This window comes from Paraburkholderia ribeironis (assembly GCF_900019265.1).
Classification (GTDB): Bacteria; Pseudomonadota; Gammaproteobacteria; order Burkholderiales; family Burkholderiaceae; genus Paraburkholderia; species Paraburkholderia ribeironis.
In genome coordinates this window covers 113,187-137,032 of sequence record NZ_CYGX02000019.1, presented here as the reverse complement: position 1 = coordinate 137,032, position 23,846 = coordinate 113,187, and the positions used below count along the sequence as shown (strand labels likewise).

Here is a 23,846-nt window from a genome sequence, read left to right as displayed (position 1 = left end):
CGGCCGGCGCGATGATGTTGACGGATACGCAACCCGCTCAGTTACAGATCCGCGCGCCAGACCGGCAACCGTTGCCGTTCAAGCGTGTCGCCGATCAGGTAACCGGTCAGCCGGAAATCAGCCACGACCAAAGCGAAACGGACGGTGGCGGTGACGGCGCACATCGACAGCCGCGCTGAAGAAGCAGCCGGTATGAAGCGCAGTTCGCGCGAGGCCACCACCCGCTCACACCCCGCTACGGCAGCAGGTCGGCGAACCCGCCGACGGGCGCGCCCAACGCGCGAATCGCGTCGGCCACCTGCGGCGACAGCAGCGCCTGCAATTCATCGGCATGCCGGTAATCGCGCATACCGTCACTGAGCGCGAACTCACCGGCCGTAGCCGGATGGCAATAGATTTCACCCACCCCGGCAGGCAGGGCGGCAAGCGCCGCGAGCCATGCCGCCTCGTCCATCCGTCCACTGCGGGCCACGCCGATCACATAGTCGTTGTGCGCGATTCCCGCGCGATCGAGGCGCGCCCTCACCTGCGCGATCCACGGTCGCAACCAGAGCGGCGCGTTGGCCTCGAATGGCAGGCGCATCGCCTTCATGCCGTACTCGCGGCCGATCGCGAGGATCAACCCGAGCACCGTCGGGTGCAAATGAAAGTGCTTGTGTGTGTTGACGTGGTCGAGCGTCAGGCCGGTATCGGCAAAGGCCTGGAACTGCGCGCGAATTTCGCGTTCGAGCTGCTTGCGCACGTGCGGCAGAAAGAAGAAGCGCACGCCGTCGCGCACCATGTTGTTGCCGAAGCGGCCGTGCGCGTCGAGCAATGCGCCGATCGACGCACGCGGCGCCAGTGCGTCGCCATCGGCCAGCACCAGATGCAAACCGACCCGCAGCCGCGGCAACGCACGCGCACGTGCAACCGCATCGCTCGCGGCTGGCGCGCCGATCATCAGGCTCGCGGCGCTCAGCACACCATCGCGATGCGCGCGCTCGACTGCCAGATTCACGCGCGGATGCAGGCCGAAATCGTCGGCGGTCACGATCAGCCCGCGCGGCTCAGCCGCCATCGGAAGCCTCCATCACGTCCATCACGCGCAACCGCCCAGCGCGAGCGGGCGACGCACCGACCGGTACGCGCGTGCCGCGCCACATCACGTGCGAGCCGAACGCGCTGGCGAGCCATTGCAGCGCCAGCAAGGTATCGCGCAACGGCACGAGCGGCAGATCGCGCCAGAAGGTACGCTCGCGACGCGAGGCGCGCAAATGCAGCAGCAGGCGCGCGGCCAACCCGGCCGCCGTGGCAGCCGCGCTCACGAATTTCGCGGCGTCGGGCACGTGAGCGCAGGCGCCCGCCATCAGCGCAGCGGTCAACCACGCGCCGGTCACCACCCACGGTGTCGGGAACGTGATGAGCAGCGACGCGAAGCCCAACGGATTCACCGAGCGGATCGTGCGCAGCCAGCGCGTCTCGCGCTGCCACAGTGCGCTAAAGGTCGGCTCGATCACATCGGTGGCGACCATCACCCGCGAGAGCACCGTTTGCAGCCCCAACGCACGCACGTGCTCGGCCAGCCAGTAGTCGTCGGCGAGACAGTTTTTCAGCGCATCGAAGCCGCCGATGCGCTCAAGCGTCGCGCGGCGTAACGCGAGCGTCGCACCGAAGCCGAAGCGGCGCGAACCCGACGCGTGCGCAACCCGCACCGACGGCGCGAACCATTCGTTGATGAAGAGCGCGCCCACGCGCGGCCAGAAGCCGCCGACACCCCGCGCCACGTACAGGCAAGTGACGACGCCCACATTCTGATCGGCAAGCGGCGCTGCGACGCTGTCGAGATAGTCGGGTTCGACGGCGATATCGCTATCGGCGATTACGATGATGTCGTGACGCGCCCGCTCCGCCATGTTGATCAGATTGCTGACCTTCAGGTTGCTGCCGTGCACGCGCGTATCGATCGCGAGTTCGATGTCGTGCGAGGGATAGGCGGCCTGCAAGCGGCGCACCACCGCGATCGCGGGATCGTCGGGCGACGACACGCCGAGCACTAGTTGAAAATGCCGATGGCGTTGCTCGCAGAAAGTCCGCAGATTGTCGTAGAGACGCGGCTCGGCGCCGCACAGCGGTTTGAGCACGCTGACGCCGACCTGCGCAAAGGGATGCGACGCGCAGGCAATCGATCCGTTAGGTGTACTGGATGCATCGCGGCCCGCCAACGCGGCCTTGCGGCGAGTGCCGAAGAATGGCATCGCCACAGCGGCGAGCATCGCGTACAGCGATGCGCCGGTGCAGCCGGCCAGCAGGATCCATTGGCATGCCGTCAGTGCGTGCGCCGCCATTAGCCGTTTCCGTCAGTGCCCGGGCAGCACGAACGGTGTTCCCGTAAGACGTAGATGGAGAGTGACGAGCCAGCGCCGCGGACAATCCGATGCCACCGCAACCGCAGACGTCGGCCATGCGGGCAACGTGGATTGCCTCGCTCGCAACGCATAGCGGCGTTCGATAGCGAACTTGAACGCGGCCTGCGCGAATTCGCGTACCGCGATCACGCCGCCGATGATCACCGCGATCGCGCACAGCCGGACCGACATCGAACCGAACCCGCTCTGTTGCACGGGCAACACCAGCGCTGCGCAGACCACGGCCCCGGCGCCCATGGCCGTGAGCGATGCGGCCAGCAGATGAGCTCGCAGTATGTCGACGGTGACTGGCTTCATAACGTGATCTCGTGACCTGAGGGGATGCACGGCGCCATGAATCGGCACAATGGATCAGCATAACCGCGCTTGCCGAACATTGCATCGATGCACTTACGATCGGATTGCGCCAGGCTGACGCGCTACCGGTTGCCGTGCTCATCTGGCCACGCGGCAACGGTTCATTGACGGCCGATAGTATCGATTCAAGCTGAAGGAAACCTTAAGCAAACGCACGCTATAAAGCAAGTACTGAACAGCATGGTTAAACTTCGGATGCACGACTCGCCGCTTGCATCAATATGCTTGTAGTCATGCCATTTACATTAAAAGGGAATCCCTGAACTCATGCGCGTACTCCTCGTAGAAGACGACGACCTGATCGGCTGCGGTATCGAAGCCGGGTTGCGTCAAGCCGGTTTCACGGTCGACTGGGCGCGCGATGGCCACAAGGCCAATCTCGCGCTCGACACCACCGCCTACGCGCTCGTGATACTCGATCTCGGCTTGCCGCGCGTATCCGGCATGGAGGTGTTGATGCGGCTGCGCGACGCCGGCAACCACGTGCCGGTGCTGGTGCTGACCGCGAAAGGCACGGTGGTCGACCGGGTTAGCGGTCTCGAAGCGGGGGCCGACGATTACCTCGGCAAGCCCTTCGACCTGACCGAACTGATCGCGCGTTGCCGCGCGCTGCTGCGCCGCGCGCAAGGCCGCAGTGTCGAGTTGATCCGCTATCAGGATCTGACGGTCAACCCCGCTGCGCAAACTGTCGAAGTGGGTAACACGCGCGTGTCGCTCACGTCGCGCGAATGGGCGATCCTGTTGCAGTTGCTGACCAATCAGGGTATTCCTCAGTCGCGTTCGCGGCTCGAAGAGAGTCTGTATGGGTGGCAGGAAGAAATCGAAAGCAATGCAATCGAGGTGCACGTCTCCAATCTGCGCAAGAAACTCGGCGCGGGGTTGATCAAGACCGTGCGCAATATCGGCTACGTGGTGGAGAAAGGGTGATGGGCCCGTCGATTCGCCGGCGCCTCGTGCTGCTGGTGCTGGCGAGCATTGCATTGATCTGGGGCGTTGGGCTGCTCTCCAGCTATCGTCAGGCCACGCACGAAGTCGCCGAATGGGAAGGGGCGCGTCTCGCGGAACTGGCGCAAATTCTCGCGCTGCTCGATCAGCGCAATCTGACCACGCTCGCCAACGCGCGCATCGACGTGCGCGAAGAAGAAAAAGGCGGCGAGCCAGGCGCCAACGATCTCGACGACGACGACTCGCTGCCGCGCGACGCTCTCTTCCAGGTGCGCGACGCGCACGGCGAGGTGCTGGCGGGCAGTCCGCCATTGCGCGCGCTCGGTGGGTGGGATCTGCCAGTGCCGGCCGTCAGCGGCACGCAGGACATCATGCTGGGCGGCCAGATGTATCACTCGTTCACGTTGCGCGACACCGCGCTCGGCCACACCGTGCGGGTGTTCGAACCGGCCAATACGCGCAGCGATCTGGTGAGCGGCGTCGCGAGCCGGATCGCGCGGACCACGCTGGTCGCACTGCCGGTGCTGGCGCTGCTGGTGTGGTTCAGCATCGGCTGGAGTCTGGCGCCGCTGAAGCTGCTGTCGGATGCGATCCGCTCGCGCGACATCCACCGGATGGAGCCGGTCGACATCGGCCACGCGCCGCTCGAAGTGCGGCCGCTCGTCGATGCGATCAATCAGATGCTGGCGCGTCTGCTGAATTCGCTGGAGCGCGAGCGCGCATTTACCGCCGACGCCGCCCATGAACTGAAGACGCCGCTCGCCGCGATCAAGGTGCAGGCGCAAGTCGCGCTGGCCGAACCGGACACGGTGTTGCAGCGGCTGGCGATGGAGCGCGTGGTGCAAGGCGTGGATCGCAGCGCGCGGCTTGCGGAGCAGTTGCTGCTGCTCGCGCGGCTGGACTTGCACGAGAAACTGTCGACGGAACCGCTCAACCCGGCGAGTGTGGCGAAGAACACGCTGCTCGCGAACCAGCGCAACGCGCAGCAGAAAAACATCAGCGTGACGCTGATCGGCGACATGCGCGCCGAGATCAACGCGGAACCGGTGCTGATCGGCATCCTGCTCGACAATCTGCTCGATAACGCGATCAAGTACGGACGCAGCGGCGGCAACATCGAAGTCGCTGTGCGGCATGCCGACGACCGCGTGCAGGTGAGCGTGCGCGACGACGGCCCCGGTGTTTCATCTGACGATCTGGCCCGGCTCACGCATCGTTTTTTTCGCGCGACCGGCAATCAAGCGACCGGCAGCGGCCTGGGGCTGTCGATCGTCGCGCGCATCGCCGAGCATTTCGGCGCTAGCCTGCGGCTGGGCAAAGGCATCGGCGATCGGGGGCTGGCGGTCGAAGTGTCGTTTCCCGCTCACGCGCCCGCGCACTGATACGCCAGTCCGCCAGCGCAGTGCCCGCCTGGAACTGGCCTGAAGCGGGCCTGAAGCGGGCCTGAAGCTGGCCTAGCGCCGGCTCGTTTCACCGACGGCGGAGCGCGCCTGCGCCCGCACGGTCCGCGCACCCCGCGGCGCACTTCGCGCGGCGCGCTCAGACGACTCGCTGAACTGCCACGCGATCAGCCCCGGCACGAACACCAGCAGGTCGCGGATGCGCCGCGCGCCGGCCAGCGCGAGACAGGTGGACGGATCGAGACCGAGCGCGCCGCCGACCAGGATGAAGCCGCCTTCCTGCACGCCGAGTCCGCCCGGCACGAAGAATGCGGCGCTGCTGATCGCCTGGATCAACGACTCGATCACCACCGCTTCGACGAGCGTCACTTGCACGCCGAGAAAATGCAATGCGAGCCAGATTTCCAGCGACGTCATGAAGCATTGCAACGGTTGCCAGAAGAACAGATAGCGCAGCACCACCGCGCGCCGCCGCCAGATCAGCTTGATGGACTGGTCGATGCGCGCCGAATGGCCGACCAGCGCCGCAAGCTTGCCGCTCGTCATCCGGTTGAGGACGCGCGTGATGCGCTCGAACGGGTTCGCATGCTGGACGAACGCGAACAGCAGCAACAGCGGCGTGAGCGCCGCCACGCCCCACGCCAGTTGTCCGGCGAGGCGCAGCGTGTCGGAGTGCGCATGTGCGAACAGGAACCCGATGCCGACCATCGTGAACAGCAACTGGCTGATCACGGTGAGCTGCATATCGACGACGATGCTGCCTGCCGCCGTCGCCGGCCGCACACCCCAGCGCCTGAGCATGCGGAACGACACCAGCTCGCCGCCGATGCGCGCCACCGGCAGCATGCTGTTGACCGATTCGCGCACCCAAACGAGGTGCAGCATCTTGCCGAGACCCGGCCGGTTCGCGCCGCGGATCAGCGAACGCCAGTCGCACGCGTTGGCGAGCATCGGCAGCACATGGGCGAGCGCCGCCACCACGAGGCCCGCGCCGGCGGCCCGCAGCGCGCCGAGCACGGCGCCTGGATCGGCGCGCCAGACGAGCCACAGAGATAGCAGCAGGCCGGCAAACGCGGCCACGCGGCCGAGATGCTTCATCACGCGGCCGCCTCGTGCGCGCGCCCGGTTGCCGCTGTGCCGTGTTCGTTTTGTGATTCGAAAAAATCTTGCATTATTGCCTGTTCAACCCGCCGTTCATCCGTCATTCGTCCTGTGCCGCCGACAACAGGCCGTCACCATCCACTTTGAAACTAAAACCGCGCCAGACCACGCGCGACGACCTGAAGCTCGCAACGAAAATCGCAAACGATACGATATCCCATAACGGCAGCAACCACAGATCGCGATGCGGCTGCCGCAATGCGCGGTCCACCAGCAGCTGCACCGCAAGCCGCGCGCCCATCGCGGCCAGCACGAACGGCCACGCCCACAGCGCGCCGCCCGAAAACGCGACGGCGAGCAGCGCGAACGCAAACGGATAGATCAGCGCCGAGCCGAGATGGCCCCAAGGATTGATCCGGCGTATCGTGCGGCTCCAGCGCAGTTCGTGCGCGATGAGTTTCCTCGCGCTCGATTCGACACACGCATGCGCGATCGCGAACGGCGGGATCACCACCTTCTCGCCGATTGCGCGCACCGCCTCGCCGATTGCGTGATCCTCGGCCAGATGCCGTACGAATGGCGTGAAGCCGCCGATTTTTTCGTACGTGTCGCGCCGCATCGCGATGGTCTGTCCGAAGCACGGACGCGCGAGCCCGAGCGCCAGACCGGTCACGACGCCGGGCAGGAACTGGTAGTTGGTGGCCTTCGCCGACAGGCGCGGCCAGAAGCCCGGGTCGGGCTGCCCGCGATACGCGCAGGTGACGAGTCCCACGTCCGGCTTCTGCAATTCTCCGATCACGTTGCGCAGGTAGTCGGGGCCGACGCTCACGTCGCTGTCGGCGAACACCAGCACGTCGTGCCGCGCTTGCGGCAGCATATTGAGGATGTTGCTGATCTTGCGGTTCGGGCCATAGAGGCGCGCATCGGCCACCACGGTCATGTCTGCGTCGGGATGCTGTCGCCGCAATTCGTCGACGGTGCGCAGCGCGGGATCGGCCGGGTCGTGCACGCCGAACAGGAATTGCACGGCCCCGGGATAATCCTGCTCGCAGAAGCTCGCCAGATTGGCAAACAGCGCCCGCTCGTCGCCGTGCAGCGGCTTGACGATCGTGACCGGCGGGAAGCTGGTCGGCGCGGACACCGGCCGGGCGAAGAAGCGCCCGATCAGCACGCCGGCGAGCACCGTGTAGCCGATGCCGACCACGGCCGCTGCCGCACATGCGTATGCCAACGTGACCATGACCAGGTGCGTGGCGCTCACGCTTGGTGGGCGCGCAGGAAACGGAAAAATTTGACGCCTTCACGCAGGCGCCGCTTCATCATGTCCCAGCTCGTCAGCATCTCGCGCAGAATCTCCCAGACTTTCGACGGCCGGAAATAGAAGCGCTTGTAGAAGTTTTCGAGCTGGTGATAGATCTCCTCGCGCGACAGATGCGGGTAGCCAATCGCCGCGAGTTGCACGCCCTCCTTGCTGACGAGGTTGATGACCTTGTTCTCTTCGAGCCAGCCGTTCTCGACGGCCTGGTTGTAGAGCCGCGTGCCGGGATAAGGCGCGGCGAGCGATACCTGGATCGTGTGCGGATTGATTTCCTGCGCGTACGAGATCGTCTTCTGGATCGTGTCGTGCGTCTCGCCGGGCAGACCGAGAATGAAGGTGCCGTGAATCTTGATGCCGAGCTTGCGGCAGTCTTCGCTGAAGCGCCGCGCGATGTCGGTGCGCAAGCCCTTCTTGATGTTCAGCAGGATCTGGTCGTCGCCGGATTCGTAGCCCACCAGCAACAGGCGCAGGCCGTTTTCCTTCATGATCTTCAGCGTCGAGTACGGCACGTTCGCCTTCGCGTTGCAGGACCACGTCACGCCCAGCTTGCCGAGGCCACGTGCGATTTCCTCGACGCGCGGCTTGAAGTCGGTGAAGGTGTCGTCGTCGAACATGATCTCCTTGACTTCAGGCATGTTGTCGCGAATCCACTTCACTTCGGCCAGCACGTTTTCCACCGAGCGCGTGCGGTAGCGATGACCGCCCACCGTTTGCGGCCACAGGCAGAACGTGCATTTCGAGCGGCAGCCGCGGCCCGTGTAGATCGACACGTACGGATGCTGCAGATAGCCGATGAAGTAGTTGTCGATCTTCAGGTCGCGCTTGTACACCGGCGCGACGAATGGCAGTTCGTCCATGTCTTCGAGGATCGGCCGCGCTTCGTTGTGCTCGATCGAACCGTCCGCGCCGCGATAGCTCAGACCCTTGATCTGCGCGAACGGCTTGCCCTCGGCGATCTCCTGGCAGGTGAAGTCGAATTCTTCGCGGCACACGAAGTCGATCGCCTCGCTGGCGGTCAGCGAATTATGCGGATCGACCGCGACCTTGGCGCCGACCATGCCGACCAGCAGCGATGGCTTGCGTTTTTTCAGGTCTTCGGCGAACAGTGCGTCGGAGGGGAAAGACGGCGTGCTGGTGTGGATGATCACCAGCTCGTAGTCCTGGGCGATGTCGAGCGTGGCTTCGACGGACAGGTTGTCGGCGGGCGCGTCGACGACCCGGCTACCGGGCACGAGTGCCGCGGGTTGCGCGAGCCATGTCGGATACCAGAACGAGCGGACTTCGCGCTTCGCCTGATAGCGCGAGCCCGCGCCACCATCGAAGCCGTCATACGACGGCGCCTGCAAGAACAGAGTTTTCATTGATGCCCCAGCAAGCCTGATCGGCGCTTTCAGTTTTCTGTCGGGAAGGACGGGAACCACCGCGCGCTTACGCACAGCGACAGGCCGTGGCGCGAATGGTACGGAGCAAAGCTGAAGGAAACCTGAAGAATAATACTGCGTTCCGGCTGCGAACGGCACCGATCTCATGGCGGGATTTTGCGTAGATGGCGCGGAATTTTTCGCAATCCCGGTCGCGGCAAAATGCAGGATGATTCGCGCGGTCGGGTCATTGGACCGCCTCGTTGCGCCAGTTCGTTGGACTTGTTCATTACGTCGGCTCATTGCGCCGGCTCATTACGCCGGCTCATTGCGTCAGCTCATTGCGTCAGATGCCTTGCCCATTCGAGCCAGCCGAGATTCAGGGCAGCGTTTACCACTACACCGAGTGCCGACGCGATCGCCGCGATCATGGTCCAGAACGCCGAGCGCCGCGCGGCCAGCGCCGACGTATGCGCCGCCGTGGCCGCATCGCGCGACGCGCTTGCCGCCGCCTGCGCGATGTGCGACGACGACTCCATCTGCGCCAGCGATTTCACCGCGAAGCCGCGCTCTTCGTCATGCGCGGCCGTACGCGCCGCGAGATCCTTTTCGAACAGATAGCGATGGCAGAACGGCGTGAGCGGATCGTCGGGGTTCTGCGCCGCGAAGAACCTCGCATAAGCTTCGCCACCGTTGTCGGTTATTTCCTTGTATGCGGTGTCCTTGTCCACGACGCCCTCGTTGTTTGGGCCTCGCGGGCACCGGCGCGGCGCTGCCCAGGCTGTGCGCGCGCTCGCGGTGACAGCAGTGCATCCGCGCAACCAGCGCGACGCGACGCTCGTCGATATGCGTGATGCATTACTCGATGGAATCGGCGCTACCGTGGACGGCACCCTGTAACGGCAGCAGCGCAAACCATACGGCCAATATGGCCGATATGGCCAATGCCGCCATGCGGCCGGCCCCACGCGTTCAGCGTGCGGGCGGGCCGCCCTGCTTTCTCAGACTGGCTTGATATCCGCCGCCTGTTTGCCCTTCGGTCCCTGCTTGATTTCGAAGCTGACCTTCTGGTTTTCCTGCAACGATTTGAAACCCTCGGTGCGAATCTCGGAGAAATGCGCAAACAGATCTTCGCCACCGTCGTCAGGGGTGATGAAGCCAAAGCCCTTTGCATCGTTGAACCACTTCACTGTACCGGTTGGCATGTCGATTCCTCGTGTGCATCTGGTTGATTGGGCTGTATTCGCCGACGGTGGGTGGTCGCTTGTGGACCTTGCCGTGCGCGGGTCGTGCCCGCTGCAGGCAGCGTCCGCGGCTGCGGGCCCGCGCCGGTTCCTGCCACTGCCGCTTGACTTTACGCCTGTTTGCGCGCTCCCGCCTCAGTGGATTTCCCGGCCTCGCGACGGCCTCCCCCCAAGCGGCGCGCACCGTGCCCGGGCGGGTGGGCAATGCGATCTTCGCCAATCAGATAAGATATTCGGTATCGGCAGTCCATCCATGGCCGCGCAGGTCTCGTCCGATTGTTTCGCGAGCGCGCGGCCTGTCGTTTTTCCACTTACAGGAACCCAGCATGGCCATCCCGAGCTACACCGATACCCGACTCCTGATCAACGGCGAATGGTGTGACGCCGCCAGCGGCAAGACCCTCGACGTCATCAACCCTGCCACGGGCGAGGCCATCGGCAAGGTGGCGCATGCCGGTATCGCCGATCTGGATCGCGCGCTCGAAGCCGCTCAACGTGGCTTCGAAGCGTGGCGCAAGATTCCGGCCAACGAACGCGCCACGACGATGCGCAAGGCCGCCGCGCTGGTGCGCGAGCGCGCCTCCGACATCGCCCGCCTGATGACGCAGGAACAGGGCAAGCCGTTTGCCGAAGCGCGCGTCGAAGTGCTGGCCGCCGCGGACATCATCGAATGGTTCGCCGACGAAGGCCGCCGCGTGTACGGCCGGATCGTGCCGTCGCGCAACCTCGCCGCGCAGCAACTGGTGCTCAAGGAACCGATCGGTCCGGTGGCGGCGTTCACGCCATGGAATTTCCCGGTCAACCAGGTGGTGCGCAAGCTCTGCGCGGCGCTCGCGTGCGGCTGCTCGTTCCTCGTCAAGGCGCCGGAAGAAACCCCGGCGTCGCCGGCGGCGCTGCTGCGGGCCTTCGTCGAAGCCGGCGTGCCGGCCGGCACGGTCGGCCTCGTGTTCGGCGACCCGGCCGAAATCTCCGGCTACCTGATTCCGCATCCGGTGATCCGCAAGGTCACGTTCACCGGCTCCACGCCGGTCGGCAAGCAACTAGCCGCGCTGGCCGGCGCGCACATGAAGCGCGCGACGATGGAGCTGGGCGGTCATGCGCCCGTCATCGTGGCTGACGACGCCGACGTGGCGCTCGCCGTGAAAGCGGCCGGCGGCGCGAAATTCCGCAACGCGGGCCAGGTCTGCATTTCGCCGACCCGCTTCCTCGTGCACAACAGCATCCGCGAAGAATTCGTCGCGGCGCTCGTCAAGCACGCCGAAAGCCTCAAGCTCGGCGACGGCCTTGCGGAAGGCACGACCCTCGGGCCGCTCGCCAACGCGCGCCGGCTCACCGCGATGACCAAGGTGCTCGACGACGCGCGCAAGACCGGCGCGAAAGTCGAGACGGGCGGCGAACGGGTCGGTAATGCGGGCAACTTCTTCGCACCGACCGTGCTGACCAACGTGTCGCTCGAAGCCGACGTGTTCAATAACGAACCGTTCGGCCCGATCGCGGCGATTCGTGGCTTCGACAAGCTCGAGGAAGCGATCGCCGAAGCTAACCGTCTGCCGTTCGGTCTCGCCGGCTACGCGTACACGAAGTCGTTCAGCAACGTGCATCTGCTGTCGCAGCAGATGGAAGTCGGCATGCTGTGGATCAACCAGCCTGCCACGCCTTCGCCGGAAATGCCGTTCGGCGGCGTGAAGGATTCCGGCTACGGTTCAGAAGGCGGTCCGGAAGCGATGGAAGGCTATCTGGTCACGAAGGCGGTGTCGGTGATGGCGGTTTAAGGGCTCTTAGCCGGGCCGGGCGGTTATCGGGGCTCTTACCCGGGCTCTTAGCCGGGCGCTTATCCGGGCTCATACCCGGCCTCTTAGCCGGGCGCTTATCCGGGCTCTTACCCGGCCTCTTGCCCGGGCTCATACCTTAGCCCACGCCTGGGCCAGCGCGTGCCGGCGAAGGCGAGCTTTTTGACCGAGCCTCGTCACCGAGCCTTGTGATCGAGCCTTGTGATCCTCAGCCCGCGCTGTTTCGAATCACCAAACGGGTCCGCGAGCTCTCGCTCGCGGACCTTTTTTATTGCCATGGACCACACCACTCCTCGACTCATGCAGCCCACTCTGACCGGCACGACGGTTGAACTCCGGCCGCTGCGGCAAGAACACGCGCAAGCGCTCGTCGATGCCGCCGCCGACGGCGAACTCTGGAACCTGAAGCTGACCGTAGTGCCGAGGCCGGACACTATCGGCGGCTACCTCGCAACCGCGCTCGATGGACGCACGGCCGGCACCGTGATGCCGTTCGTGATCGTGTTGCGCGAAAGCGGCGCGATTGTCGGCAGCACGCGCTTCTGGAAGATCGACCGCGTCAATCGCAAGCTCGAAATCGGCCACACGTGGTTGAGCGAGTCTGTGCAGCGCTCGGCGGTGAACACCGAGGCAAAGTACCTGCTGCTGAGTCACGCGTTCGACGCGCTGCAATGCGTGCGCGTGCAATTCACCACCGATGAACTCAACGAGAAGTCACGCGCGGCGATTCTGCGGATCGGTGCTCAACAGGAAGGCGTGGTCCGCCATGAACGGATCATGCCGGATGGACGCAAGCGCAACTCGGTGCGCTTTAGCATCATCGATGATGAATGGCCTCGCGTGAAGGCGATGCTCGAAGCAAGGCTCGGGCGGTAAAGCGCGCCGTCGCCGTCACGCATCATGGCCCGTTCATGCCGCATGTCGGACGCAAACAGGCTGCATGACGCGACTTCAAACGCGACTTGAAGCGCAACTTCAAACGCAACTTCAAACGCGGTGTCAGAGGCAGCCTCGAACTAACGTCAAACGCGTGCGTCCGGCTCGTTGAGCGGCGCCGCCTGCGCGGCCGCGAACTCCTCGCGCAACACGTCGCGCGCCTGATGCCGGCGCACCCACAGCGCGGTGAGGATCGGCACCAGAATCGCGGTCACGAGGCAAGCGGTCGCGACCATCGCGGTCGCGGCCGGCACCAGCGGCTTGAAGCTCGGAATCATGTCGCCGATGATCGCCGGATTGGCCACCGCCGCGCCCGCCGTCGACGACGCCGCCAGCCCCGCCGCCCCATTGCCACCCGCAATCCAGCGGTCGGCGAAGATCAGCGGAATGTCGGTTACGACGATCACCGCGAGACCGAGCGCGATGCCCGGCAAGCCGCTCTTCACGATCACGTTCAGGTCGATGCCGTTACCCAGCGCAAAGCCGAAAAATGGAATCAGCGGATGCACGCAGCGTCCGAACAGCTCGCGCAGATCGCCGTCGAGATTGCCCAGCACGAAGCCGATCAGGAACGGCAGCACCGCGCCGACGAACAGCCGCGGCTCGAAGAATGCGACACCGGTGGCGCCGAGAATGATCATGCTGACGAGCGGTCCCGACTCGACCGACATCAGCACGAACGCGCCTGCCTCTTCCTTGGTGCCGTATTGCTGCATTACCGCTGCGTAAAGACCGCCGTTGGTCATGTCCATCGACGTCGTGATTGCGAGGATGGAGAGCCCGGCGAAGAGCCCGCTCCTGATGCCGTCAACCGGAATGAAGTGCGCTGCGATCAGCGTCGCGATCCACGCCACCAGCATCTTGGTCGCGAGCAACGTGCCCGACTTGCGCAAGACCGTGCCGGTCGCGCGCAGGTCGATCGTCGCGCCCATGCAGAAGAACCACACCGCGAGAATCGGCACAGTGCCGGTGATCAGGCCGTTGGTGAACGACCCGAAGTATTTGCCCGCGCCGGGCGCGAACGTATGCACACAGGCGCCAAGCAACAGCGGCACCAGCATCAGTCCGCCAGGAATGCGGTCGAGGGCCTTCTTGAGCTTCATGCCTCCTCCATGGACTTTGCGTCCTGTTAGCGGGTGGATCACCCGGGGTAATGTCCCGTTCTGGCGCCGGGCTGCTCCCTTCCCGGCGCAATATAGCACCTGCAAAAGGAACGCCGTTCCGTTCATTGATAAATCATGTGTCATCGTTTACCCGCGTGCGGTCTAGCAGCCTTATCAGGCTTGATGTCACCTTGAAAACTTTTCGGACCGATGTTCCGAAATGCAATTCTGCGCTACAGTTCCTGACCGGAACGGCGCCGCCACAAGCACGCGGCGATGCGCCCGCAACGACCTCGCGGTGCGCGAGCTGCGTTGACGAGCCGCCTGCTCCATCGCGACGACCATCGGCATATGACATGGGTTTGAAAACAGTGAATACATTCGATCTCACCGGCAAGGTCGCCATCGTCACCGGCAGCAACACGGGGCTCGGCGCCGCGATGGCGGTCGCGCTGGCCGCGGCCGGTTGCGACATCGTCGGCGTGAGCCGCGCCGACACCGGCACGACGCCCGCACGCGTCGAGGCGACCGGCCGCCGCTTCGCCGACGTGCGCGCCGACCTCGCGTCGATCGCACCGGTCGACGACATCGTGCGCGCTGCGCTCGAAGCGTTCGGGCGCATCGACATCCTCGTGAACAACGCCGGCATCATTCGCCGTGAGCACGCGCTCGACTTTACCGAAGCGGATTGGGACGCCGTCATCGACGTCAATCTGAAGAGCCTGTTCTTTCTGTCGCAAGCGGCCGCGCGCCAGTTCGTCAAACAGCAAAGCGGCGGCAAGATCATCAACGTTGCGTCGATGCTGTCGTTTCAGGGCGGCATACGGGTCGCGTCGTACACGGCGGCGAAAAGCGGCGTGCTCGGTCTCACGCGGCTGCTCGCGAACGAATGGGCCGCGCAGCGCATCAACGTGAACGCGATCGCGCCCGGCTACATGGCGACCGCCAACACAGCGGCGTTACGCAACGACGCGCAGCGCAACGAAGAAATTGTCGACCGCATCCCGGCGGGCCGCTGGGGCTCACCGGACGATCTCGCGGGACCGGTCGTGTTTCTCGCGTCGTCCGCGTCGGACTACGTGCATGGGCATACACTGGCTGTAGACGGCGGGTGGCTCGCGCGCTAGCCCGACAGAAACATGCGGGACACGGTATGCTCTCGCGCGCAAGCGACGCTGATCGGCAACGCCGGTTCGTATGGATAGGGAACACGGAAATGGCAGCAACAGGCAAACAGCGCAAGGACGACAGCGCCGCGCAGGTGCAGGACGCGCAAAGTGTCGAGAGCGGCGGCCCCGGCAACGAACGGGGCGAGTCGGCGTCGTCGATCGGCCGCGTGTTCGCGATACTGGGCGCGATCGGCGACAGCGGGCAGATCGGCATCAGCGAACTGTCGCAACGGCTCGGCATGTCGAAGACCACGGTGCATCGCGTGATCCAGACGTTGAAGGCGCTCGGCTACGTGACCCAGGAAGTTGAAACCGAGCGCTACCGGCTCACGATTCGTCTCTTCGAACTCGGCGCGAAGGCGCTGGAGAGCGTCGATCTCGTGCGCGAGGCCGACGTCGAGATGCGGCGCATTGGTCAGGTGACGCGCGAAGCGGTCCACCTCGGCGCATTCGACGAAGACGCGATTATCTACATCCACAAGATCGACGCCGACTACGGGTTGCGCATGCAGTCGCGCATCGGCCGGCGCAATCCGCTGCATAGCACGGCGATCGGCAAGGTGCTGCTCGCATGGATGGACCCGGCCGACGCACGCGACGTGCTCTCGCACATCGAATTGCGCAAGTCGACGCCGAAAACGCTCACCTGCGCGGAAGCGGTGCTCAGCATTCTGCCGCGCGTGCGCGAGCAAGGTTATGGCGAGGACAACGAGGAGCAGGAGGAAGGACTGCAGTGTATCGCGGTGCCGGTGTTCGATCGCTTCGGCCACGTGATCGCCGGCCTGTCGATTTCGTTTCCGACCATGCGCTGCGGCGCCGACACGAAGTCACACTACGTCGCGTTGCTCAAGCAGTCGGGTCGCTCGATCTCGGCCCGGCTCGGCTATCGCGAAGCGACGCCAGCGGAGCATGCCGCCGCCGGGTAGCAGCGCGCGGCTAGCGCGCTGCATGCGAATTGCAAACCGCGAGCTGCCAACCGCGAGTTGCAAACCGCGAGTTGCAAACCGCGATCACGGCAGCATGCGCTGCAACACCTGATCCTTCAGGATGAAGCGGTGAAACAGCGCCGCCGCGAAATGCAGCGCAATCAGCGCGAACAACACCCACGCCAGATAACCGTGGATGTCGCCCATCTCATGACCAACCGGTGAGCCGACCGACGAAATCGCCGGATACGGCAACAGCCCGAACAGCTTGACCGACCAGCCGCGCGACGACGCATTGGCCCACCCCAGCACCGGTACGACCAATAGCGCAAGATAGAGCAGACCGTGCGTGATCTTCGATACGACGCGCAGAAAAGGCGATAGTGGCGCCAGCATCGGCGGGTGAACGACTCGCCAGACGATCCGCAGCACCACCGCGGCAATCAGCGCTGCACCCACACCGAGATGCCAGGCGATCAGACCTTCAGGACGCGTGCCCTTGTGAATATCAGGCATGGTCCAGCCGATCACGAACTGCGCGGCGATCAACAAGACCACCAGCCAGTGAAAAAACCGGGCTACACCGTCATAGCCCGCTGTGTAGTAGCGCGAGGCGCCTTCGTCGGATTGCTTCATCAGAGTGATCTGCGGATCGTATTGCTGTCGATTGGAGACAGCCTTGCCGCATCGGGATGCGGCAAGGCTGGGCGTACGTTTTACGGGTGCTGCGATTTCCGGATGCTACGGGCCAAATCTTAACGTAAGCTGAGGACGCACCCGACGCGCATCATCTCGAAAATATAAACGCACACGCGCAACAGACGAGCGACCGTGCACGTTGCCGCTCGACATCCCGAGTCTGCAACTGAATGTATCCGCGTCGCACATCCGCGGCGAAATACGATGTCATTGACGCGTGAACTGTTCGAGCATGAGCCGTTCTACCTGCAGCGGCACGTGCAATGCCTGAAACCAGCGCCTTTTCGCAGTGCGTTCAAAGGTTTGCTCGCCACTCTGATGATTGTCCGCCTACCCGACACGGCACAGTGCCTGCGCCCTTTTCCCATCTTGCGCACGTGAGCCGGCCGCATCCGAATCGACACGTCCTGTTACACACAAACACAACCGAAATATCGCCGCTCAGTAGAGTTCGGGTCACAAGGACAAACAAACGCTACGGAGCAACATCATGAAAAAAATCCTCGCGCTCATCATCCTGGCAGCGACGCTCGGCGGCGCGTTGAGCGGTTGCATCGTGGTCCCCGATGGCGGCGGTTATCACGACCATGAGCACGACCATGAGCACCATCATGATCACGACCATGACTAAGCGCAGCACGCGCAAGAACGTCCCATCTCAATCGTAAAACCCGGGAATAAAACATGAACAATTCACGAAACCGCTGGATGTCGTTGGCGATCGTTGCAGGCCTCTCGATCGGTGCATCGTCGGCCGCTCTCGCTCACGTCGACGTCGGCGTGAACATCGGCGTGCCGGGCGTCGCGTACGCGCCTGCGCCAGTGTATGTCGCGCCTGCGCCGGTGTATGAAGCCCCGCCTCCGCCTCCTCCGGTCGTGGTAGTAAGCCCCGGCTGGTATGGCGAGCGTTATTACGATGGCCACCGCTACTGGGAACGGCGCGAGTGGGAAGAGCGTCATCACGATCAGCGCGAATGGCGTGAGGCCCGCGGTCCGCACGGCGACTGGCGCGGTCACGACAATGGTTGGCATGGCCATGGCGACGACCACGGTCGCGGCGATCACTGACGCATGGGCCACGGCAGCGTCGATGACGCGGCCGTGCCGCGCTGGCATTCGCGCCACCCCTTTTGCAGGAGCGACGACTTGCTACGCAACGATCCAAGACGAGTAACGGCGCACATCGATGGCTCGCTCATCAGCGCCGAATACAGCGAACAGACCGGCCAACTGTGTTTGCGCCAGGACGGCGCACTGTTGCGCGAATGGTTTCCGCCTCATTCATGGATAGCGATCGCATCGGTAGCCGGTGCGCGGCATTGGGGCACGCGGCCTAGCGATGACGATCTGCTCGCGCTGCTGCGCAACGAGATGGCGTTGTTGTTGCGCACGCCCTAGCAGGAAACCGGATGGCATGCGCGCGACGAAGTGTTCATCGCGCGCATGGTGATGGTTTGCTTCGTGATCCGCTCAGGTGCTCAAGTACCTCAGGTGTTCAAGTACCTTAGGTGTGCAGCTACTTTAGATGCCTAGCGCGCATTGCGGATCGGCGGCGAATAGGAGCTGACCGTGGTATCGGTGTCGCGACCGGCTTGCCACGTACCGTGGCTACTCGCGCCATATCCGCTGTTATCGGTTTGAGTGGCGTCGCGCTGCTCGTCAGCTTGTATCTGCGTGGCCTGTGCATCCTGCGACCCAGGCTGACTGGCCGGCTGCGCGAACGACGCAACCGGCGCGGCGAGAACAGCGGCGAGAGCAACAGTTTGAATGAGCGACTTCATGAAACCACCTCCAGAGATTGTCTCGATCGCACTGCTGATGTGACTTTCGCGCAGCGGTGCAGCCAGTCTAGGTGCCGGGCGCGACGGGATAAATCCGCGAATCCTGAATTCACTGTTGTTTTTCAGACCACAATGGAAGCGGCTGCTTATTGAGAACTTCCGCGAGAGCTTCTGCGAGAAGTTCCAGGAGAAGCTCTGCTGCCTTGATGCGGCACGCCGTCGAACCCTCTACTGGAAGATCGAGCAGCCACACTCCCCGCTGCGAGACCCCGTCCCGTGTCACGCAGCAGTCATTTGACCGCGGCCGCGGCAACAGCCGCATCCATTGCCGATTCATCGAGCGGCATGCGGCGCATCATCAGATACACGCCGCCGGCCGCGATGATCGCCGGCACAGCCAGCAGGCTGAACACCGCGCCGAACTGCCAGCCCAGCCCCATCAGCGCCGCGCCGACCAGCGCGCCCGCCACTCCCCCGACGCGGCCGATCCCCAGCATCCAGGCCACGCCGGTCGCACGCGAGCGCGTCGGATAGAAGCTTGCGGCGAGCGCCGACATCGACGTCACCGCGCCGGTGGCCACCGTGCCGGTCAGGAAAATCAGCGTGCCGAGCCAGACCTGGTGGCCGACGCCACGTCCCACGAGCAACACCAGCGCACCGACCAGCACATAAGTCAGCGCGACGACACGATGACCGGCGAAGCGGTCCATGATCCAGCCGACGCACAGGTTGCCGAGCACACCGCCGAGTGGAAAGAGCGACGTCATCAGCGCGGCCTTTTCGCCGGAGAAGCCGGTGTCCTTGAACAACGTCGGCAGCCAGTTGGTGAGCAGGTAGTAGATCAGCAATCCCATGAAATAGGCGAGCCACAGCATCAGCGTGCCGAAGCGGTAACGTGACGACAGCACGATGCCGAGCGCCCATTGGCCACGCTCGCCGGCGTTGCCCGCATTGTCCGCACTATCCGCCGTAGATTCGCGGCCCGCATGCCCATCGGCCGCAACGAAACGGCATCCGTCGAAGCGGCTATGCGGTGCAATACGTTGCAAGATGCGCGCGATACGCCGATCCTCTGCCCTTCCGCGCACGGCCAGAAACTGCACCGACTCCGGCAGCATTAGCAGCAGCAACACGGTCAGCACGATCGGCCCGACACCGCCAGCCACCAGCACGCTGGGCCAGCCGAAATGCGGAATCAGCCACGCGGACGCGAGGCCACCGAGCGCGAGGCCGCATGAGAAGCCGCAGAACATCGCGTTGACCGCGACCGCGCGGATTCGCGCGGGTGCGTATTCGGACATCAGCGTGACGGCATTCGGCATCGCCGCGCCGAGACCGAGACCGGTGAAAAAGCGCAGTAGCGTCAACGATTCGATCGACGTCGCGCGAGCCGCCACGAGGCTCCATACACCGAAGAAGAACACCGACAACACCAGCACCGTCTTGCGTCCGAGGCGATCCGCGCAAGGACCGGCTGCGAGCGCGCCGATGCCGAGCCCGACCAGTGCCGCGCTCATCACGGGGCCAAGCGAGCTGCGCGCGATGCCCCACTGCTGCACCAGCGACGGTGCGATGAACCCTATCGCGGCCGTATCGAAACCATCCGCTGCAACGACGAGGAAGCACAGGACGAGAATCGTCCATTGAAACGGCGAGAAGCGCTGGTGGTCGATGAAAGTCTGAACATCCACACTGCGTTCGGCGTGAGTCATTTGACGTCTCCTTGCGCGCGCTTCAAGCGAGGTTCGGGATCGTACGGGCGCAGGACTTCCGCCCTGACTGTCTGGGGCTCTTTCATTGCAATGTCTCCGTGATAGGATGAAATGATTTTTTTATTGTTCGGAATGCTACTGATATTGCGGTAGCCGGCGCGTGACTCGCGCACGGCGCAGTGTTTGATCGGTGATGTCTGTCTCCTCCTGTGTCGCGCCCTTGTCGTGCCCTTATCGTGCTCTTTTCGTGCCTTGTATCGCGCCGCTAGCGCAGCATCGCCAGGCTTCTGAAGTCGACGCGCCTGATGATCCGGCTCTCCTGCGCAACGATCAGATGCGCGGAAGCCTGCAGATAGGCGGGCCACTCCGGATCGGCGTCGCGAGCGGTGCGGCGCTGGTCGTAATCAGCGATGCTTTCGTAGCCCCACAGGTGGACAACCTGATTCAATGCGCCGATGTCGCTCATATAAAAGCCAACCGGCGCGCCGAGATATTTCACCTGGATCGGCATCGCGAGCCGGTCGAATACGTCGATGAATTCCGACATGCCGCGCGGCCGGATCGTGTAGATGCGGTGATCGACGAAAGGTTTGCCGCTGCTCATGTGCCTGTCCTCAATGCGGTTGCGGTTGCGCCAGCGGGATGGCCGCTTTGGCCGCTTTGGTCACTTTGGTCACTTTGGTCACTTTGGTCACTTTGGCCGCCGTGGCCGCCGTGGCCAACGTTGACGTCCGCTTCGCTCAAGCCGGCCAGATGGCGGCCGGTCAGATAGCCAAAGGTCATGATCGGCCCGAGCGTGATCCCCGCACCCGGGTAGTTGCCGCCCATCACACTCGCGCGATCGTTGCCAACCGCGTATAGACCCGCGATCGGCGTGCCCGCTACATCGAGCACTTCACCGGTCACGCGCGTCGAAATACCGTCGAAGGTGCCGAGGTCGCCCATCACCACCTTCAGCGCGTAATACGGCCCGTCACCAATCGGCGCAACGCACGGGTTCGGCCGCTGCTGCGGGTCCCCAAGGTAACGGTTGAACGAGGTCGTGCCGCGCCCGAACTCGGGGTCTTCGCCGTGCGCTGCGCCGACGTTGTAGCGTTTCACCGTTGCTTCCAGCGCGGCGCCGTCGAGGCCCGCGTTGCGCGCCAGTTCGGCGAGCGTGCGGCCGGTGCTCAGATAGCCGTTGCGCAGCAGCGGCCCGAGCGGGACCGGCGTGGGCTTTGCGTAGCCGAGCCCGTACTTGCGGATCGTCGCGTGATCGCAGATCAGCCACATCGCGGTCTCGCGCCCGTTCGCGCAGGCTTCGATCATCGCCGCGCCCACGTCGTGATACGAATTCGCTTCGTTCGTGAAGCGCTTGCCCGTACGCGTCACGCCGATGATGCCGGGCTTGTAGCGATCCAGCAGATGCGGGAACACGCCGACGCTGCCGTCGCGCATCGGCACCCGCGACACCGGCATCCAGGCCGCCGGTTGCGGGTAACGGATCGCCACTTGCGCGCCGAGCCGTTGCGCCATGCCGACGCCATCGCCGGTATTACCCGACGGCACCGGCGACACGTGTTCGCCGCCGCGCCGCACATGCGGATACGCGTGGGCAATACGCGCCACGTCATGCGAAAAGCCGCCGCACGCGAGCACCACGCCGCGCCGCGCGGCAATGCGCATTTCGCCGTCCGGCCCGCTGACGAGCGCCCCCGTCACGCGTTGGCCCGTGACGAGCAACTCGCGAGCCGCAGTGTTCGTGTGAATCGGAATGCCGAGGTCGAGCGCGGACTTCGCCAGACGCGCGGCGAGCGCGTTGCCGCTCGTGATCTGCACGCCGCGCCGGTACAACACGAGATCCTTCAGATGGCTGGCCAGGCGCTTGGCCACGTAAAGCGCGGAAGTCAGCGAACGCGTGGCGTTGAAGAAATGCTTGAGGTCCGCGTTCGACGAGTTGAACATCATGCCGATGAACGTGATCGTCTTCAGCGGCGGCCGCAGACGTGCGATGTCCTTGCCGAGCGCACGCGCATCGAATGGCGCGGCGACGACCGAGCGGCCGATGTCCACACCGCCGCCGACGTTCGGGTGATAGTCGGGATAGAGCGTCGGCACGAATTTGACCGTGGTCTCGCGTTCGAAGAAGTCGAGCATCTGTGGCCCGGCATCGAGAAACGCATCGACAGCGGCGGCGTCGAAAAATGCGCCGGTCTCGTTGCGCATATAGGTGAGCGCCGCTTCGCGCGTATCGCTCACACCGTTGCTCTGCGCGTGACGATTTCCAGGAATCCACAGCACGCCGCCGGAAAACGCGGTAGTGCCGCCGAAAAACGGCTCCTTCTCGATCACAATCACGTCGAGTCCCTGCTTGCGCGCGGTGATGGCCGTCGAGAGACCACCCGCGCCCGAACCGATGACGAGCACGTCGCACGTCAGCGTGGCGCTGTGCGTGGTGTTGGTCATGATGCACGTCCTTGCTTGAGCGTCCGCGGATCGGTCTGCGAGGCCTGCGCGGTCTGGGTGGTCTGGGTGGTCTGGGTGGTCTGCGTGGTCTGCGCGGTCTGCGTGGCCTCGAAGCCGGGCCGCGGCACGAGGTCCATCAGCATGCTTTCGAGTCCGCCGTCGACGACGATCTCCGCGCCGTTCACATATGCGGCGCGTGCGCTGGCCAGAAACGCGACGACATCGGCGATATCGTTGGGCTCGCCGATGCGGCGGCTTGCGGTCATCGCGCTGCGGCGGCGCTCGATATCGCCGTGCTCATAGAACGCAGCGGACAACGGCGTGCGGATCATGCCCGGACACACCGTATTGCTGCGAATGCCGCGCGGCCCCCATTCCGCCGCGAGCTGTTTCGACAGCATCGCCACGCCGGCCTTGCCGGGGCTATATGCACCGCTGTAGGTTTGCGGATGATGCGCGGCCACCGACGCAACATGGACGAGCGCGCCCGCGCCCCGCTTCAACATGCCATGACCGAACTGCTGCGAGCACAGCATGTAGCCGGTCAGGTTCACTCGCAGTATCGCGTTCCATGCGTCCAGACCAATCTCCTCGATGCCGCCCGGGCGCAACAGCCCGGCGTTGTTGACCAGCACGTCCGCGGCGCCGTATGCCGACTCGACGTCGTTCACCGTCGCGCGCACGCTATCGATATCGCCGATATCGCAAGCGAACGCACGTGCGTCGATGCCCTTGGCGTTCAGCGTTTGCGCGAGCGCGCGGCACTTTTCCTCATCGCGGTCGAGCAGCGCCACCCGTGCGCCGGCGTCGCCTAGCACGTGGGCGATCGCGCTGCCGATGCCGCCGGCCGCGCCGCTTACCACGCAGACCTGGCCGTCGAGCGCGAGCCAGTGCCGCGCGGTTGCGCCGCTGCTGCCTTGGCTGATTTGATTAGTCATCCGAATCTCCATGGTTTTGATCGTCGGTACGGTGCGCTGGCCGGCCCTCGCCGTCGCGCGGTTCAACCGTGCCTCACATGGAAAAAAGTATAGCGACGCACTTGCTGCGGGAATTGGACAAAGACAGCGCATCGCAGGACAATTCGTACATAGCGACTAATGGGAGCAGAGTAACGCGCTGAAGCGCGAACTCTGGGCGACCGCTGAGGGCCTGGA

The 23,846-nt window shown here is 64.4% G+C and carries 25 protein-coding genes; 9 read left to right on the top strand and 16 right to left on the bottom strand.

What is annotated here, in order from left to right:
- Nucleotides 1–41 precede the first annotated feature (41 nt).
- Genes BN2475_RS34230 through BN2475_RS09970 form a run of 4 tightly spaced genes read right to left on the bottom strand, consistent with a single transcriptional unit; the run spans nucleotide 42 to nucleotide 2,702 of the window.
- Entirely contained in the window at nucleotides 42–218 is a 177-nt protein-coding gene (locus BN2475_RS34230) for a hypothetical protein (protein WP_159444542.1), read from the bottom strand.
- Nucleotides 219–235: 17 nt separating this feature from the next.
- Complete coding sequence (gene hpnK / locus BN2475_RS09980) at nucleotides 236–1,057, bottom strand: hopanoid biosynthesis-associated protein HpnK (protein ID WP_094779362.1); 822 nt, start codon at nucleotides 1,055–1,057, stop codon at nucleotides 236–238.
- A complete protein-coding gene (hpnI, locus tag BN2475_RS09975) occupies nucleotides 1,047–2,324 on the bottom strand; it encodes a bacteriohopanetetrol glucosamine biosynthesis glycosyltransferase HpnI (RefSeq protein WP_094779361.1) in 1,278 nt (425 codons plus the stop codon). Before hpnI (BN2475_RS09975) ends, hpnK begins: the two co-directional genes overlap by 11 nt.
- A gap of 12 nt (nucleotides 2,325–2,336) precedes the next feature.
- Nucleotides 2,337–2,702: a hypothetical protein gene (locus tag BN2475_RS09970; protein WP_094779360.1), complete on the bottom strand. Its 366-nt coding sequence runs from the start codon at nucleotides 2,700–2,702 to the stop codon at nucleotides 2,337–2,339.
- Between the two features lie 327 nt (nucleotides 2,703–3,029).
- Between BN2475_RS09970 and BN2475_RS09965 the strand changes: the two genes are divergently transcribed.
- The gene (locus tag BN2475_RS09965) at nucleotides 3,030–3,689 is read left to right on the top strand and encodes a response regulator (protein ID WP_094779359.1); all 660 of its coding nucleotides are present in this window, start codon (nucleotides 3,030–3,032) and stop codon (nucleotides 3,687–3,689) included.
- Nucleotides 3,686–5,089 carry an ATP-binding protein gene (locus BN2475_RS09960; RefSeq protein WP_094779358.1) on the top strand — a complete coding sequence of 468 codons (1,404 nt, stop codon included), beginning with the start codon at nucleotides 3,686–3,688 and terminating at the stop codon, nucleotides 5,087–5,089. Before BN2475_RS09965 ends, BN2475_RS09960 begins: the two co-directional genes overlap by 4 nt.
- A 72-nt stretch (nucleotides 5,090–5,161) precedes the next feature.
- On the opposite strand, the gene BN2475_RS09955 is transcribed toward BN2475_RS09960, so the two are convergent.
- The 5 genes from BN2475_RS09955 to BN2475_RS09935 form a co-directional block, all read right to left on the bottom strand.
- Nucleotides 5,162–6,205 carry a lysylphosphatidylglycerol synthase domain-containing protein gene (locus BN2475_RS09955; RefSeq protein WP_245841250.1) on the bottom strand — a complete coding sequence of 348 codons (1,044 nt, stop codon included), beginning with the start codon at nucleotides 6,203–6,205 and terminating at the stop codon, nucleotides 5,162–5,164.
- A gap of 103 nt (nucleotides 6,206–6,308) precedes the next feature.
- Nucleotides 6,309–7,469, bottom strand: coding sequence for a bacteriohopanetetrol glucosamine biosynthesis glycosyltransferase HpnI (gene hpnI / locus BN2475_RS09950; RefSeq protein WP_094779356.1), 1,161 nt, complete (start codon nucleotides 7,467–7,469; stop codon nucleotides 6,309–6,311).
- The gene (gene hpnJ / locus BN2475_RS09945; protein WP_094779355.1) at nucleotides 7,466–8,887 is read right to left on the bottom strand and encodes a hopanoid biosynthesis associated radical SAM protein HpnJ; all 1,422 of its coding nucleotides are present in this window, start codon (nucleotides 8,885–8,887) and stop codon (nucleotides 7,466–7,468) included. The genes hpnI (BN2475_RS09950) and hpnJ overlap by 4 nt, the downstream gene beginning before the upstream one ends.
- A gap of 338 nt (nucleotides 8,888–9,225) precedes the next feature.
- Entirely contained in the window at nucleotides 9,226–9,618 is a 393-nt protein-coding gene (locus BN2475_RS09940) for a hypothetical protein (RefSeq protein WP_094779354.1), read from the bottom strand.
- A 270-nt stretch (nucleotides 9,619–9,888) separates the two neighbouring features.
- Complete coding sequence (locus BN2475_RS09935; protein WP_008922053.1) at nucleotides 9,889–10,092, bottom strand: cold-shock protein; 204 nt, start codon at nucleotides 10,090–10,092, stop codon at nucleotides 9,889–9,891.
- Between the two features lie 365 nt (nucleotides 10,093–10,457).
- Here BN2475_RS09935 and BN2475_RS09930 point away from each other — a divergent pair, with 365 nt between their 5' ends.
- Nucleotides 10,458–11,903 carry an NAD-dependent succinate-semialdehyde dehydrogenase gene (locus BN2475_RS09930; RefSeq protein WP_094779353.1) on the top strand — a complete coding sequence of 482 codons (1,446 nt, stop codon included), beginning with the start codon at nucleotides 10,458–10,460 and terminating at the stop codon, nucleotides 11,901–11,903.
- A gap of 294 nt (nucleotides 11,904–12,197) precedes the next feature.
- Nucleotides 12,198–12,797 carry a GNAT family N-acetyltransferase gene (locus BN2475_RS09925; RefSeq protein ID WP_094779352.1) on the top strand — a complete coding sequence of 200 codons (600 nt, stop codon included), beginning with the start codon at nucleotides 12,198–12,200 and terminating at the stop codon, nucleotides 12,795–12,797.
- Between the two features lie 146 nt (nucleotides 12,798–12,943).
- Here BN2475_RS09925 and kdgT read toward each other — a convergent pair whose 3' ends face one another.
- Nucleotides 12,944–13,960: a 2-keto-3-deoxygluconate transporter gene (kdgT, locus tag BN2475_RS09920; RefSeq protein ID WP_094779351.1), complete on the bottom strand. Its 1,017-nt coding sequence runs from the start codon at nucleotides 13,958–13,960 to the stop codon at nucleotides 12,944–12,946.
- A gap of 356 nt (nucleotides 13,961–14,316) precedes the next feature.
- Between kdgT and kduD the strand changes: the two genes are divergently transcribed.
- Together kduD and kdgR are read left to right on the top strand one after the other, a co-directional pair.
- Nucleotides 14,317–15,087, top strand: a complete 771-nt coding sequence (gene kduD, locus BN2475_RS09915; RefSeq protein ID WP_094779350.1) for a 2-dehydro-3-deoxy-D-gluconate 5-dehydrogenase KduD — start codon at nucleotides 14,317–14,319, stop codon at nucleotides 15,085–15,087.
- An 89-nt stretch (nucleotides 15,088–15,176) separates the two neighbouring features.
- Nucleotides 15,177–16,055, top strand: coding sequence for a DNA-binding transcriptional regulator KdgR (gene kdgR, locus BN2475_RS09910; protein WP_094779349.1), 879 nt, complete (start codon nucleotides 15,177–15,179; stop codon nucleotides 16,053–16,055).
- A gap of 84 nt (nucleotides 16,056–16,139) precedes the next feature.
- Here the strand turns inward: kdgR and BN2475_RS09905 are convergent, their stop codons facing one another.
- Nucleotides 16,140–16,691, bottom strand: coding sequence for a cytochrome b (locus tag BN2475_RS09905; RefSeq protein WP_094779348.1), 552 nt, complete (start codon nucleotides 16,689–16,691; stop codon nucleotides 16,140–16,142).
- A gap of 553 nt (nucleotides 16,692–17,244) precedes the next feature.
- On the opposite strand from BN2475_RS09905, the gene BN2475_RS34590 reads away from it, so the two are divergent.
- The 3 genes from BN2475_RS34590 to BN2475_RS09895 all read left to right on the top strand — a co-directional run bounded on the left by BN2475_RS34590 (nucleotide 17,245) and on the right by BN2475_RS09895 (nucleotide 18,152).
- Nucleotides 17,245–17,385: a hypothetical protein gene (locus BN2475_RS34590; protein ID WP_162844465.1), complete on the top strand. Its 141-nt coding sequence runs from the start codon at nucleotides 17,245–17,247 to the stop codon at nucleotides 17,383–17,385.
- Between the two features lie 53 nt (nucleotides 17,386–17,438).
- The gene (locus BN2475_RS09900) at nucleotides 17,439–17,822 is read left to right on the top strand and encodes a hypothetical protein (RefSeq protein ID WP_094779347.1); all 384 of its coding nucleotides are present in this window, start codon (nucleotides 17,439–17,441) and stop codon (nucleotides 17,820–17,822) included.
- Nucleotides 17,823–17,900: 78 nt separating this feature from the next.
- Nucleotides 17,901–18,152, top strand: coding sequence for a hypothetical protein (locus BN2475_RS09895; protein ID WP_094779474.1), 252 nt, complete (start codon nucleotides 17,901–17,903; stop codon nucleotides 18,150–18,152).
- A gap of 131 nt (nucleotides 18,153–18,283) precedes the next feature.
- Here BN2475_RS09895 and BN2475_RS09890 read toward each other — a convergent pair whose 3' ends face one another.
- The 5 genes from BN2475_RS09890 to BN2475_RS09870 all read right to left on the bottom strand — a co-directional run bounded on the left by BN2475_RS09890 (nucleotide 18,284) and on the right by BN2475_RS09870 (nucleotide 23,630).
- Complete coding sequence (locus BN2475_RS09890; protein ID WP_094779346.1) at nucleotides 18,284–18,535, bottom strand: hypothetical protein; 252 nt, start codon at nucleotides 18,533–18,535, stop codon at nucleotides 18,284–18,286.
- 290 nt (nucleotides 18,536–18,825) lie between these two features.
- Complete coding sequence (locus BN2475_RS09885; RefSeq protein ID WP_094779345.1) at nucleotides 18,826–20,247, bottom strand: MFS transporter; 1,422 nt, start codon at nucleotides 20,245–20,247, stop codon at nucleotides 18,826–18,828.
- Between the two features lie 265 nt (nucleotides 20,248–20,512).
- Nucleotides 20,513–20,851, bottom strand: a complete 339-nt coding sequence (locus BN2475_RS09880) for an NIPSNAP family protein (protein WP_094779344.1) — start codon at nucleotides 20,849–20,851, stop codon at nucleotides 20,513–20,515.
- A complete protein-coding gene (locus BN2475_RS09875; protein WP_245841242.1) occupies nucleotides 20,848–22,692 on the bottom strand; it encodes an FAD-dependent oxidoreductase in 1,845 nt (614 codons plus the stop codon). The genes BN2475_RS09880 and BN2475_RS09875 overlap by 4 nt, the downstream gene beginning before the upstream one ends.
- Nucleotides 22,689–23,630: an SDR family NAD(P)-dependent oxidoreductase gene (locus BN2475_RS09870; protein WP_094779473.1), complete on the bottom strand. Its 942-nt coding sequence runs from the start codon at nucleotides 23,628–23,630 to the stop codon at nucleotides 22,689–22,691. The genes BN2475_RS09875 and BN2475_RS09870 overlap by 4 nt, the downstream gene beginning before the upstream one ends.
- Nucleotides 23,631–23,846 lie beyond the last annotated feature (216 nt).